The organism is Actinosynnema sp. NPDC059797 (assembly GCF_042732085.1).
Classification (GTDB): Bacteria; Actinomycetota; Actinomycetes; order Mycobacteriales; family Pseudonocardiaceae; genus Actinosynnema.
Genome location: NZ_JBHWIE010000218.1, coordinates 1 through 12,664, shown reverse-complemented (window position 1 = coordinate 12,664; position 12,664 = coordinate 1). Strand labels below are relative to the sequence as shown.

Annotated in this window: 12 protein-coding genes; 6 read left to right on the top strand and 6 right to left on the bottom strand. The window is 73.7% G+C overall.

All coding sequences use genetic code 11. The features are described from left to right. The coding region (locus ACFV4N_RS31385; protein WP_499676249.1) for a diguanylate cyclase domain-containing protein at positions 1-1,764 on the bottom strand (1,764 nt) is incomplete at its 3' end. Positions 1,765-1,840: 76 nt separating this feature from the next. On the opposite strand from ACFV4N_RS31385, the gene ACFV4N_RS31380 reads away from it, so the two are divergent. After that, the gene (locus ACFV4N_RS31380) at positions 1,841-2,035 is read left to right on the top strand and encodes a hypothetical protein (protein ID WP_499676248.1); all 195 of its coding nucleotides are present in this window, start codon (positions 1,841-1,843) and stop codon (positions 2,033-2,035) included. Between the two features lie 11 nt (positions 2,036-2,046). Beyond that, complete coding sequence (locus ACFV4N_RS31375; RefSeq protein ID WP_499676247.1) at positions 2,047-2,490, top strand: hypothetical protein; 444 nt, start codon at positions 2,047-2,049, stop codon at positions 2,488-2,490. 144 nt (positions 2,491-2,634) lie between these two features. Here ACFV4N_RS31375 and ACFV4N_RS31370 read toward each other — a convergent pair whose 3' ends face one another. Next, complete coding sequence (locus tag ACFV4N_RS31370; RefSeq protein ID WP_499676246.1) at positions 2,635-3,420, bottom strand: oxidoreductase; 786 nt, start codon at positions 3,418-3,420, stop codon at positions 2,635-2,637. Positions 3,421-3,465: 45 nt separating this feature from the next. Next, complete coding sequence (locus ACFV4N_RS31365; protein WP_499676245.1) at positions 3,466-4,701, bottom strand: MFS transporter; 1,236 nt, start codon at positions 4,699-4,701, stop codon at positions 3,466-3,468. 315 nt (positions 4,702-5,016) lie between these two features. Between ACFV4N_RS31365 and ACFV4N_RS31360 the strand changes: the two genes are divergently transcribed. The 3 genes from ACFV4N_RS31360 (at position 5,017) to ACFV4N_RS31350 (ending at position 7,608) form a co-directional block, all read left to right on the top strand. Then, positions 5,017-5,424, top strand: coding sequence for a cupin domain-containing protein (locus ACFV4N_RS31360; RefSeq protein ID WP_499676244.1), 408 nt, complete (start codon positions 5,017-5,019; stop codon positions 5,422-5,424). A 217-nt stretch (positions 5,425-5,641) separates the two neighbouring features. After that, positions 5,642-6,925 (top strand): sensor histidine kinase, encoded by a 1,284-nt coding sequence (locus tag ACFV4N_RS31355; protein WP_499676243.1) that lies wholly within the window; start codon positions 5,642-5,644, stop codon positions 6,923-6,925. Then, the gene (locus ACFV4N_RS31350; RefSeq protein ID WP_499676242.1) at positions 6,922-7,608 is read left to right on the top strand and encodes a response regulator transcription factor; all 687 of its coding nucleotides are present in this window, start codon (positions 6,922-6,924) and stop codon (positions 7,606-7,608) included. Before ACFV4N_RS31355 ends, ACFV4N_RS31350 begins: the two co-directional genes overlap by 4 nt. Here ACFV4N_RS31350 and ACFV4N_RS31345 read toward each other — a convergent pair. The 3 genes from ACFV4N_RS31345 to ACFV4N_RS31335 all read right to left on the bottom strand — a co-directional run bounded on the left by ACFV4N_RS31345 (position 7,557) and on the right by ACFV4N_RS31335 (position 11,794). After that, positions 7,557-8,816, bottom strand: coding sequence for an FAD-dependent monooxygenase (locus ACFV4N_RS31345; protein ID WP_499676241.1), 1,260 nt, complete (start codon positions 8,814-8,816; stop codon positions 7,557-7,559). The genes ACFV4N_RS31350 and ACFV4N_RS31345 overlap by 52 nt on opposite strands. Further along, on the bottom strand, positions 8,813-10,237 hold the full coding sequence (locus ACFV4N_RS31340) for an MFS transporter (protein ID WP_499676240.1): 1,425 nt from the start codon (positions 10,235-10,237) through the stop codon (positions 8,813-8,815). Before ACFV4N_RS31340 ends, ACFV4N_RS31345 begins: the two co-directional genes overlap by 4 nt. A 156-nt stretch (positions 10,238-10,393) precedes the next feature. After that, complete coding sequence (locus ACFV4N_RS31335) at positions 10,394-11,794, bottom strand: glycoside hydrolase family 10 protein (protein WP_499676239.1); 1,401 nt, start codon at positions 11,792-11,794, stop codon at positions 10,394-10,396. Between the two features lie 297 nt (positions 11,795-12,091). Between ACFV4N_RS31335 and coaD the strand changes: the two genes are divergently transcribed. Then, the gene (coaD, locus tag ACFV4N_RS31330; RefSeq protein ID WP_499676238.1) at positions 12,092-12,508 is read left to right on the top strand and encodes a pantetheine-phosphate adenylyltransferase; all 417 of its coding nucleotides are present in this window, start codon (positions 12,092-12,094) and stop codon (positions 12,506-12,508) included. The last annotated feature ends 156 nt before the right edge of the window (positions 12,509-12,664 follow it).

Genomic DNA, 12,664 nt, shown 5'->3' with positions numbered 1-12,664 from the left:
GCCCTCCAACCGCGCCAGCGGCACCTCCGGCCCCAGCTCGTCGCGCAACCGCCGACCCGCGGCCACCACCATCCGGTTGGCCCACGCCTGCCCCAACGCGTCCGACACCGTCGACAACACGTCCAGGTCGATCCGCAACACCACGGCCGTCTCCGCCTGGCGCATCGGCTCCGTGGCCGCCTCCCGGAAACCCGGCCGGTTCAGCAAACCGGTCAACGGGTCGTGGTAGGCGTCGTGGCGCAACCGCGCCAGCAACCGCCGGTTGTCCACGACGAGCGACAGGTGACGGGCCAAGGAGCGCAGGGAGTCGACGTGGCCCTCGTCGAAGCCACGCCCCTCCCCCGACCGGTCGTGCACCTCGACCGCGCCCAGCAGCTGGGAGACCCCGCGGATCGGCGCCACCAGCGCTTCCCGCGCGTCGCGCCGGGCCAGTGCCTCCGCGACCCCGGGGCTCGCGCCGACGGCGCTGAAGCGCCGCACCTGCGTGCCGGGCAGCTGGAGCATCTCGTCCTCGCGCAACGAGCGCGGGTCGTCGCGGCGCATCCCCGGTGGCAACGGCTCACCCGCCACGAACGTGCGCATCGGCGCCCGCGTGTCGGCGCGGACCCGGAGCACGGCGCGGTCGGCTTCGAACCGCTCGCGGACGTGCTCGGCGATCGCCTGCCACTTGTCGCCCTCGGTGCGCCCGTCACCGGTGTCGGCGTTCGGGTCACCGGGCCCGAAGGCGTCCGGGGACAGCGCGCCGAGCAGGACGGGGAGGGGATCCGGGTCCGGCCGCGCGGGAGGGCGCTCCCCCGCGGCCGCGGATTCGAGTTCGGCCAGCTCGGTCCCGTGCGCGTCCAGCAGGCGCTGCAACCGGTCCAGCCCCGCCGCGGTGTCGAGCAGGATCTCGTCGGGCGTCGACGGGCCCGGCTCCGGCGCCACCACCGCGTCGGTGCCGGGCTCGGGTGGTGTCACCCCCGACCGCCGGAGGCGGCCCTCCAGGTCGTTGACCTTGTCGTGCAGGAGTTCCGTCAACGCCGAGGCGCGCTGCCGTTCCCCCTTCGCCTGGTCGAGCTGGTCCCTCGCCCTGCCGCGCTGCCGCTCGGTGTCGGACAGCTCCCGGCGCGTCCGCTCGAGTTCGGCCTGGTGGCGAGTCGCCTCGGCCAGGTAGCGGTCGCGTTCGGAGGTGAGTCGGGAGAGCAGCGCGGACAAGCGCACGAGCACGATCCGCAGGACCATGATGGCCTGTGACGACCGGTGCTCGACCTGCACGCTCTCCAACAGCTGCCGACGTGCGGTGCTCAGCTCGTCGGTGACCTCGATGAGCCGGCGCTGCGTCGCGATGGTCTCCTCCTGCGCGCGCACCAGCCGCGTGTGCGCGTCGACCAGCCCCGGTTCCGCCGGTGGCAGGTCCACCCGCCTGGCGCGCGCGGCGCGCTGCCACAGCTCCCTGGCCGCGCGCCTGCGCTCCGGCCGACGGCGTTCGTCGGGCGTGCACGCGTCGACCACGGCCTCCACGAACCCCCACGGCGGCAACTGGTCGCCGGCCAGCTGCTTCGACACCGTCGTGTCGCTGCACCCGCAGTGCCCGCCGACCGCCTTGAGCGTCAGCTCCGAGTGGTCCACCAGGCCACGCAGGTGCCGCGCGAGGTCGTGCCGCGCCCGGTCGTCGCCTTTGAGCACGCCCCAGGGGCGGCCTGACCGCATCCTCACCTCGCAGCGCGTCCCGTCCGCGGACAACCGGCGGTTGTCCGCGGCGAACCACATTGCCAGGCCGGACAAGGGCCGGACCAGAGGTGGACCGCGACAGTCGTGGCCCGCAGGCAGAGCGCACGCGCGCAAGACCGGAGGAGGCCCCGTGATGGTGGACGTGATGGCGTGGGCGGGGACGGCCGCGGTGGCGATCGGCGTCCTCACCCGCCTGCCCGCGGCGGGCACGAGGTTCGTCCGCGCCCTCATCCCCCTCGTCCGCGCGTGCCACGACCTGCGGGCCGAACTGCGGGGTGCCCGCCGTCGGCGCTTGGACGACCGCGGACCGAACCCGCCCCGCTAGGGTCTGCCGCCATGGGCGCGCCCGACCTCATCGCGATCGACCACGACGACCACCACGCCGAACACGTCGGCCGCACCGCTGACGGCAGGCAGTTCTTCCTCACCACGCCGTTCGAGCCGGGCGGGGACGGGCAGGAGGGGAACGAGTTCGTCGCCCTGTTCCTGTTCACCCCGGACGGCCGGCTCCTGGAGGCCCGGATCGACGAGTTCGGGCCGCGCGCCGGGATGGACCGGGAGCGCCGCCGGGAGCGGTACGAGGCCAGGTTGCGGGAACTCGGCGAGGTGACGTTCACGCGGATCGAGGTCGCGCCCTTCTCCGTCGAGCGCTTCGGCACCACCTTCGGCCTCCTCCCCCGGCCCGGCGACGAGGAGGACGACTCGTGGTGGGTGGAGCTGCACCCGGGCAACTACATGGCTTTCAGCGAACCGTGGGATAGCGGCGAGTACGACACGTAGGACCACGGCGCGCGTCCCCGCCGCGACCGACCGGGTCGCCGACTCCGTCGGGCCGTGCCGCGGCGACACGCGCGCTCGGCGCGAAGCGAACCGCGCCCCGGGCCCGCCGGCGGTCGTGACCCCCGGCGGGCCCGGGCGCGGCGGTCACAGCTGGGTGAGGGACCCGGCGTCGACGACGTAGTTGGCGCCGGTGACCCGGGACGCCCGGTCCGAGGCCAGGAACACGACCACGTTCGCGACGTCCTCCGGCGTGGTCTCGCCCGGCAACGGCGCGCTCTCCATCTCCACCAGCATCTTGTGGACGTCGGCCGGGTCCTGGTCGCCGTCCCGGGCGATGAGGCCGACCAGCTCGTCGATGGTCGGCGTCCTGGTCAGGCCGGGTGACACGCAGTTGACCCGCACCCCCTTGGGCGCGACCTCGGTCGCGAGGCCCTTGGCGTAGTGCGTGAGCGCCGCCTTGGCCGTGGAGTAGTGCAGCAGCGCCGGGATGGGCCGCCGGGAGGCGTTGGCGGCCACCTCGATGATCGAGCCGGAACCCTGCGCGATCATGCCGGGCAGGACGGCGCGGTCCAGGCGAACCGCCGCCAGGTACGCCGTCTGCAGCACCGAGACCCACAGCTCGTCGGGGATCGTCGAACTGCCCTCGAAGAAGGGCTGCAGACCGCTCTCCGGCCCGCCGCCGAGGCAGTTGACCAGCACGTCGACGCCGCCGAGCACCTCGATCGCCTCGTCGGCGGCCGACCGCACGCCGTCCAGGGTGCCGAGGTCGGCGCGCACCAGGGTCGCGCCGTCGGGGAGGTGCGGGGCCGGGTTGCGCGCCAGCGCCACGACGGTCGCGCCCTCCTCCAGGAACCGTTCGACGACGCCCAGGCCGATCCCGCGGGTTCCGGCCGTGACCACGGCGCGCTTTCCTTTGAGCTCGTGAGGCATGAGTGCAGCCTTTCTCGTTGGCGAGGTGTGCGTCGGGCAGGACCGTCAGCGGAGCGGCGGGGTGACGGCGTCGTCGGGCGACGCCGCGGTGCCGGGCGCCTCGCTCGACGGCTTGAGCAGGCCGGTCGCCCACGCGACCGGCACGGCGACCGCGCAGATGACCAGGCCGACCACGGTGATGGCGTTGAGGCCGCTGCCGGCCACGGTCCAACCGCCGACCAGCGCGCCGACGGCGATCCCCGCGTTGAGCGCGGACGCGGGCAGCGAGGCGGCGAGGTTGCCGCCCGGCCCGGCCAGGGCCGCCACCCGGTACTGCACGGACGGCACGGCGGAGAAGCCGGCCAGCCCCCACGCGCCCATGAGCAGCGCGGTCGGGACGGGCATCGAACCGACGAGCGTCAGCGCGCCGAACACCACCGCCAGGACGACGCCGCAGACCACCATCGTCGCCGTCGCGTTCAGGTCGGCGAACCTGCCGCCGAGGAACGTGCCGAGCGCGTTGGTGACGCCGAAGGCCAGGAGGAAGGCGCTGACCAGGCCGCCGGAGATGCCGGTGGTGTCACCGAGGTAGGGCTCCACGTAGGTCAGCACGGTGAACTGGCCGGCGAACAGCAGGACCGCGAAGCCCAGCACCGCGAGGACCCTCGGGTGCAGGGCGTGGCGGACCTGCGAGCGGAACCCGAACGCCCCGGCGGCCTCGACCCGGGGCACGAACAGCAGCGACGCGACCAGCACCAGCGCACCGATCACGCCGATGCCGACGAACCCGCCGCGCCACCCCACCGACTGCCCGACCAGCGTCCCCAGCGGGACGCCGAACGCGGTGGCGACCGCGAACCCGCCGACGACGATCGAGATGGCCCGCCCCATCCGCTCGGGGGCGACGACGCCGATGCCGATGGTGATGGCCACGGCGACGAACAGGCCCTGGGCGGCGCCGGTCAGCGCGCGGGCGAGGACCAGCAGGGTGAAATCGGTGGTGACCGCGATCAGCGCGGTCGCGGCGACGTACACCACCGTCGCCAGTTGCAGGACGAGCCGCCGGCCGAATTTGAAGGTGACCGCGGTGAGGACGGGACCGCCGATCGCCAGGCCGAGGGCGTAGGCGGTGACCAGGGTGCCGGCGGTGCTGATCGTCACCGCGGTCTCCTGCGCGATGAGGTTGAGGACGCCCACCACGAGGAACTCGGCGCTGCCCATGGTGAACGTGCCGAGGAAGAGGATCGGCAGGACCAGGCCCCCTCGTCGTCGGGTCGGCTCCGGCCTCGTCGGGGAGATCATTTCTTCCGCCTTTCCGGCGTGAGCTTTCCGGCATGAGCGCGGTCGGCCATATCGCCGGCCCGCACCCATGACACCAAGCACGGGATCACGGGGACAGGCCGCCAGTCACCCCGAAACGCACTGTGTCAAGTCGCCCTCGGCGGTAATGAACGACGCCGGGCACTTCTTCGATTCGACTCGAACTCGACTTGAAGAAGTGAAGCCCACCCGGTGGACCCGCGACGACGGCCGCCGCTTTACTCGAATTGTCGGGCGGAAAGGTTCCGACATTCACGCGATGTGTCCTCCTCACCCGAGTAGAGGAAAGGTCAACCCATGCGGATCGTGAACAAGGCAGATCTCCCGTCCGTCCGGATGAACGGCGAGATCATGGCCCGCATCTTCGACGGCGGCAAGCACGGTGACGTCAGCGTCTCGGCCTTCATCGTGGACCTGCCGCCGGGCGCCGGGCCGAAACGCCACGTGCACCCGTACGACGAGGTGTTCATCACCCTCCACGGCCAGGTGGAGCTGGAGGCCGACGGCGAGGTGCGGACCACCGGCCCGAACGAGGTCTGCATCGTCGAGGCCGACGTCCCGCACACCTTCACCAACGTCGGCGAGGACCGCGCGGTGATGGTGAACATCCACGCCAACCCCAGCGTGATCACCGACTTCGTGGAGGGCGGGCCGGAGCGGGTCGGCTACGAGTTCAACCACGCGGAGGGCTCTTCGGCGGCGTAGGCCGTTCGCGGGGCCACCGGGGCGACGGGCAGGAGGTTCGCACCGGCCCGGCGGGGGACGCCCGGGGACGATCGGCGCGGCGGTCCACGGGCGGATCCCGCCGGTTGCCCGGGCGCACCCCGCGTCCTCCCGAGCGCCCACCCGGCCCCGTGATCATCCGTACCCTGGACCGCGTGCTGCCGAATGCGGACATCGGGGCGGGGGCGCCGGACCGGCCATGACGAACGAGGACGGCGGTCACCGGCCGCGCGGCACGTGGTGGCGGCACGGGGCGATCACGGCGACGGCGTTCGCGGTCTGCCTGCTCGGCGGCGCGGTGCGGGTCGACGGCGCGCTGTCCCCGCCACCCGTCGCGGCCCACCTCCTCGCCGCCGTGACCTGCGCCGTGCTGCCGCTGCGGGACCGGGCGCCCCTGACCGCCCTGGCGGTCACGACCGCGGGCGGCGCGCTCGCGCCGCACCTGGGTCTCGTGCCGACCCCGCTCCTCGTGGCCCCCGCCCTGGTCGCCGCCTACTCCTGCGCGCTGACCGTGCGCGACGAGCGGCGCGTGGCGGGCGCGGTGCTGCTCACCGCCGTGGTGCTGTCGGCGGCCTCCTCCCTGTTCGGGGACCTCTCGTGGCAGGACGCCGGCAGGGTGGGCGCGATGGGCGCGTTCCCGCTGGTGGCCGGCGTGCTCGGGCACTCGGTGCGGAACCGGCGGAACTACCTGGCGGCCGTGGAGGAGCGGGCCCGGAGGGCCGAGGAGGGCCGGGAGGGCGAGGCGCGCCGGAGGGTGGCCGAGGAACGGGTGCGCATCGCGCGGGAGCTGCACGACCTCGTGGCCCACCAGATCACCCTGGCCAACGCGCAGGCCTCGGTCGCCGCCCACCTGTTCGACCTCCGCCCGGAGCAGGCCCGCAAGAGCCTGGGTGAACTCGTCGGGACCACCGCCGACGCGCTCGACGAGCTGCGGGCCACGGTGGGCCTGCTGCGCCAGTCCGGTGACCCGGCCGCGCCCGCCGAACCGGCGCCGGGGCTGTCCCGGCTCCCCGCGCTCCTCGACTCGTTCCGCCGCGCGGGCCTGGAGGTGTCGGTGCACCACGAGGGCACGCCCAGGCCGCTGCCGCCGGGGGTGGACCTCACCGCCTACCGCATCGTCCAGGAGGCCCTGACCAACGTGACCAGGCACGCCGGCACCGGCAGCGCCCGGGTGCGCCTCGCCTGGCACCGCGACCGCGTGGCCATCACCGTCGCCGACGACGGAGGGGACGCAGGAGGGGACGCAGGAGGGGACGCCGCCGCCGCACCGAACACGTCCGCGGCGTTGGACCGCCCGCCCGGTTACGGCCTGATCGGCATGCGCGAACGCGCCACCGCGGTCGGCGGCGACCTCTCCGCCGGCAGGCGCCCGGGGGGCGGCTTCCTCGTCTCCGCCCAACTGCCCCTCCCACCCGCCAGGGACGCGACGCCGAGGGCCGCCGAGGTCACGCCGGGCGACGGCGAGGCGGGGGGCGCGCCGTGACGATCCGGGTGCTGCTCGCCGACGACCAGGCCCTGCTGCGCGGCGCCTTCCGCCTGCTCCTCGACAGCGCCGACGACATCACCGTGGTCGGCGAGGCCGCCGACGGCGGGGAGGCGGTGCGGCTCACCAGGGAGCTGCGCCCGGACGTGGTGGTCATGGACATCCGCATGCCCGAGGTGGACGGCCTCACCGCCACGGCGGAGATCTGCGCGGACCCGGAACTGCGCGCCGCCCGCGTCCTGGTCCTCACCACGTACGAGACGGACGAGCACGTGGCCCGGGCGCTGCGCGCGGGCGCCGGCGGCTTCGTCGGCAAGGGCATCGGGGCCGGGGACCTGCTGGACGCCGTGCGCACGATCGCGGCCGGCGACACCCTCCTGTCCCCGGCCGCGACCCGCTCCCTGGTTGCCCGCTTCCTGGCCACGCCGGACGGCGCCCCGCCGCACCACCCCGAACGGCTCGCCGTGCTCACCCCGCGCGAACGCGAGGTGGTGGCCCTGGTCGCGACCGGCCTGTCCAACCAGGAGATCGCCCACCGGATGGTCGTCAGCCCCTTCACCGTCCGCGCCCACGTGCAGCGCGCCATGACGAAGCTGGAGGCCCGCGACCGGGCGCAGCTCGTCGTCATCGCCTACCGGACGGGACTGGTCCGGGCCGCACCCGACGGCGGCGCGCCGCCCTGAGCGAACCCGGGCAGCACGAGGGCCGAGTGCTCCGGTCGCACCGGCGGGGTGGGCGTGGTGGCCAGGCCGCGCAGCACGGCGTTGCGCTGCTCCAGCGCCCGCTCCGTGACGGGGAAGAGCGTGGCCCCGCCGCGGTCCACCAGCCCCTGGTTCGCGGCCACGAACTCGCGGAGGCCGTGTTCGTAGGCGGCGAGGGCCGCGGTGTGGTCCCGGTTCGACGCCAGGGCGGCGGCCAGCACGTAGGCGCCGACCAGCGCGAGGCTCGAACCCTGCCCGGTGAGGAACGAGGGCGCGTGCGCGGCGTCGCCGACCAGCGCGACGCGGCCGGTGGACCAGCGGGGCAGGCGGATCTGGCCGGCCGTGTCGAAGAACAGGTCGTCCGCCCCGCGCAGGGCGTCGACCATGCGGGGCACCTCCCACCCCGCGTCCGCGAAGGTCGCGGCGACCAGGTCCCGCTGGGCGGCGGGGTCCCGGAGGGCGTCGAGCGGCGGTTCCGGCCGGTGGAAGGTCAGGAAGGCGTGCAGCTCGTCGTCGTCGACGGCGTAGAGGGCCGCGGCCCTCCCCGGGCTGTTCCACATGACGACCTCGCGGGAGAGCCCGGGGGTGTTCGGCATGGTGAAGATCGCGAAGCAGTAGCCGAGGTAGCGGTGGAACCGCTCTTCGGGGCCGAACAGGGACTCCCGGGTGCGCGAGTGCGCGCCGTCGGCCCCGACCACCAGGTCGAACGTGCGCCGCCGCCCGCTGCGGAAAACGACGTCGACCCCTCGATCGGACTGGTCGAAGGTGTCCGCGGAATCGTCGAACAGGAATTCCACGTCGTCGCGGACCAGCGAGTGGAGGATCTCGGCCAGGTCGCCCCGGCGCACTTCGAGGTCCTGCCCCTCGACGCCGCCGGCGACGGCGTGGGAACCGACCGAGGCTATTTCGCCGCCGTCGGCGTCGAGGAAGGTGAGGCGGCGCGACGAGATGTGCGCGTCCCGCAGCAGCGGCAGCACGCCCATCCGCCGGACCACCTCCACCGCGGTGCCGCGGATGTCGATCGGATAACCCCCGCCGCGCGGCGCGCTCGCCTTTTCCACCACGGTGACCGCGAATCCGGCCCGGTGCAGCCAATAGGCCAGCGCGGGTCCGGAGATACCGGCTCCGGAGATGAGGACTTCGCGCTTGGCGGTGGCGCTCCCGTTCCTCGGCAGACCGGTGGGCATCATGCCTGGACCTCTTTCCCGGTGGTGCGGACGATGATCAGCGAGACCGCGGCGACGAGGCCGGCGACGACGAAACCCGCGGCGAAGGCCGATTCGGCGGGCCGGCCCGTGGCGGGGTCGGTCCCGACGGTGAGGATCACCCCGCCGACCTGGACGCCCAGGGCCGTGCCGACCACCCGGGTCACCACGAGCAGGCCGGTGGCGATACCGGTGTTACCGGTCTCGACGGCGGTGGCGGCGCCGGCGAGCAGCGCCGTGGTGCCGATGCCCGCGGCGAACGCGATCAGCACCTTCGCGGCGACGAGCTGCCACGCCGCGGTGTGCAGCGAGGCCAGGGCGAACATCGCGGCCGTCGTGAGGACGGTGCCCGCGACGACCACGGCACGCGGGCCGAAGCGCCGCGCCGCGAGGCCGCCGACCGAGTCGCTGACCGCCCCGGCGAGGGCGCCGGGCAGCAGGAGCAACCCGATGTCGGTGGTGTCGAGCCCGAAGCCGTACCCGTCGGCCGGGGCCGCGAACAGCTGCGGGAGCAGGAAGACCACCACCCCGAAACCGGTGGTGATGACGAAGGTGAGCACGACCGGGTGCCACAGGGCGGGTTTCGCGAGCATCCGCAGGTCGACCATCGGCGCGGCCGCCCGGCGCTCGACCACGACCCACCCGGTCGCGAGGGCGACCACGGCCACCGCGACGGCGCCGACCGCGAGCGGGGGCAGGCCGCCGCCCGTCACCGCCACCAGCCCGACCATGAACGCGAGCAACGTGCCGCTCAGCAGGACCGCGCCGGGCCAGTCGACCCCGCCGCCCGCGCGGGCCGGCGGGTCGTGCGGCATCAGCCGGGCCAGGAGCACCGTGGTCGCGATGACCACGATCGTCGGCAGCGTGAACACCCACTGCCAGGACAGCGCCTCCGCGACCGGGCCGGCGATCAGCGCGCCGACCACGCCGCCGCCCGTGAACAGCGCCAGGACCAGGCCGATCGCCACCTGCGTCCGTCCCGCGGGCAGGTGTTCGCGCACCAGGATGAAGGAGAGGGGCAGGGCGCCCACCATGACGCCCTGCAACACCTGGCCGAGCAGCAGCACCGGCAGGTTCGGCGCCAGGCCGGCCAGCAGGCCACCGGCCGACACCAGGGCCATCAGCCGGATCAGGACCCGCTTCCCGCCGTGGCGGTCGCCGAGCTTGCCCGCGACGGGTGCGACGACCGCGCCGGTGACGAGCACCGCGTTGGCGATCAACGCCCCTTCGGCGGGACCGACCCCCAGTTCGCGTTGCAGCAGCGGGAGCGCGGGCTCCACCACGGATTGGAGCGTGCCGAGGGCGAGGGCCAGGACGCCGAGGGCGGCCGTGGACAGCTTCCCCAGGGGAACCGGGGGCGCCGGGACTTCGGGTGTGGGCGTCTTGTCGTCTTCGGTGAGGAGCACGCCCCCGACACTTCCGCGCGCCGCGCGGCGGGGCATCGTCCCCCGTCACCGTCTTCCCCCTGGTGCGCCCGGACCAGTCGCCCACGCGCCCTGGTGCGCACGCACTACAGGGGGCTCGCGGTGGGGCGGGTGGCGCCGCCCCACCGCAAGCCTCGGTCAGGTCATGGTGCAGGTCACGGTGGGCACGGGGTTGGCGCCCGTGGAGGTGCCGATGAAGCCGAACGTGGCGGTGCCGCCGGCGGCGACCCTGCCGTTGTAGCCGGCGTTGCGCACGGTCACCTCCTGGCCGTTGGTGGTGGCCACGCCGTTCCACAGGTTGCCCACGGTCTGGCCCTGGGCGAGGGTCCACTTGGCGGTCCAGCCGGTGGTGGCGGTGGCGCGGGTGTTGCGGACGGTGACCTCGGCCTGGTAGCCGCCACCCCACTGGCCGGTCACGCGGTAGGTGGCGGTGCAGCCGGTGACCGGGATGTCCCAGGTCGTGGTGGTCGTCGTGGTGGTGGTCGTGGTGCCGCCGAGGGCTTCGTACACGGCCCAGTACGAGGGCTTCTTGGCGAAGCCCTCGTCGTAGATCAGGGCCGCGCCCTCGCCGGGGAACACCGAGGGGATCCAGGAGTGGCCGTCGGAGAAGTCCCAGACGGTGATGCCGACGCAGCGGGCCACGGCCAGGCAGGCGTTGACCACGGTCCGGTAGTCGGCGGCCTGCTGGGCGTCCTTGGCGGCGTCGCGGGGCGTGCGCATGCGGATGTCGAGCTCGGTGATGGCGACGTCGACGCCGAGGTCCGCGAAGCGCTGGATGTTCTGCTTCAGGGTGCTCGGGACCTGGCCGAGGATGAGGTGGGCCTGGAGGCCGACGCCGTCGATGGGGATGCCCTGCTGCTTGAACGACTTCACCAGGTTGTAGACGGCGTCGCTCTTGGCGTTGACGCCCTCGATGTTGTAGTCGTTGTAGTAGAGCTTGGCGTTCGGGTCGGCGGCGCGGGCGGCCTTGAACGCCTCGGCGATGTAGCCGTCGCCGATCTTCTGCTGGAACACCGACTGCCGCCGGGTGCCGTCCTCCTCGAACGCCTCGTTGACCACGTCCCAGTGGATCACCTCGCCCTTGTAGTGGCCGGCGACGTTGGCGACGTGGTTGCGCATGACGCCGAGCAGCTCGCCGGCGGGCACGCTGTCGATCCAGCCGGGGAGCTGGTTGTGCCACACGAGGGTGTGCCCGCGCACGACCTGGTCGTGGGCCTGGGCGAAGGCGACGATCTGGTCCGCCTGGCTGTAGTCGAACCGCCCGCGCTCGGGCTCGGTGTACATCCACTTCTGGGTGTTGCCGACGGTGATCTGGTCGAACTCGCTGCCCAGCACGGCGGTGTAGGCGGCGTTGGTCAACGTCGGGTTGTCCGTCGCCGAGCCGAAGTAGCGGCCCTTCGCGGCGGCGAGCTGCCCGAGGGTCGGCGAGGCGTCCGCCGAGGACGGCGCGGCGACCGCCATGCCGACCGCGAGCGCGCCCGCGACGGCGACCGTCGTCGCGGCGAGGACGCGGCGGGCGCGCCCTGCTGGTGCTGACATGTGTGTTCTCCTGACATCGGTGTCGGGACCGGCCGCACCACCGGGCTCCGTCACCGGCGGTCGAAAGTTTCGACTTTGAGGCCGATCTTTCGAGATCAACTCGTCAATGTAGCCACGCGCCGTTCCGGGCGTCAACGCACCGAAGTGCTAAAAGTCCCTGCGGCGCCTTTAGCCTCGACTGTCGCATGTGGACGGACAGATCCCCCGCTAGCGGGCTCGCGCCACCACCCCCCGGGGGGAGAGACCTAGGTCACCATCCCGCCCGCGCGGCCGCCGTCGATCACTAACGTCACGGACGTGCGCGCCGTCTTCCCCGGTTCCTTCGACCTGGCCACGCGGGGACACCTCGACGTGGCGCGCCGGGCCGCGGACATGTTCGACGAAGTCGTCATGTGCGTCCTGACGAACCCGGAGAAGGCCGGCCGCGGCAGGCTCGCCCTCGACGAGCGCCTGACCCTGCTGGCCGACCTGACCGGCGACCTGGTCAACGTCACGGTGGACTCCAGCCCCGGCCGACTGCTGGTCGACTACTGCCGCGAGGCGGGCATCGGCGTGATCGTGCGAGGCGTGCGCACGTCGGAGGACCTGGCGCACGAGTGGCCGATGGCCTGGATGAACCGCCACCTGAGCGGCATCGAGACGCTCTTCGTCCCGGCCGGCGCCGAGCACGCGCACATCTCCTCGACCCTCGTCGCGGCGACGACCCGGCGGTAGCGCCCGGCCGCGAGGCCAGGTGAGACGCGCCCGGCCGCCGAACAGCCGAATCGCCGTCCGGTTCCGGACAGGCCGGTTGACGACCACACCGCGCGGGCCGGATGGTTCCCCCAGGGATCTGGGAGCGCGCCCAGAACCCGGGGCAGCGCCGACGAC

Bases quoted from the DNA above. Each gene is read 5' to 3' on its own strand.
- ACFV4N_RS31335 (WP_499676239.1), bottom strand. From the start codon at position 11,794: ATGTCAGCACCAGCAGGGCGCGCCCGCCGCGTCCTCGCCGCGACGACG.
- ACFV4N_RS31375 (WP_499676247.1), top strand. From the start codon at position 2,047: ATGGGCGCGCCCGACCTCATCGCGATCGACCACGACGACCACCACGCC.
- ACFV4N_RS31365 (WP_499676245.1), bottom strand. From the start codon at position 4,701: ATGATCTCCCCGACGAGGCCGGAGCCGACCCGACGACGAGGGGGCCTG.
- ACFV4N_RS31345 (WP_499676241.1), bottom strand. From the start codon at position 8,816: ATGATGCCCACCGGTCTGCCGAGGAACGGGAGCGCCACCGCCAAGCGC.
- ACFV4N_RS31360 (WP_499676244.1), top strand. From the start codon at position 5,017: ATGCGGATCGTGAACAAGGCAGATCTCCCGTCCGTCCGGATGAACGGC.
- ACFV4N_RS31355 (WP_499676243.1), top strand. From the start codon at position 5,642: ATGACGAACGAGGACGGCGGTCACCGGCCGCGCGGCACGTGGTGGCGG.
- ACFV4N_RS31370 (WP_499676246.1), bottom strand. From the start codon at position 3,420: ATGCCTCACGAGCTCAAAGGAAAGCGCGCCGTGGTCACGGCCGGAACC.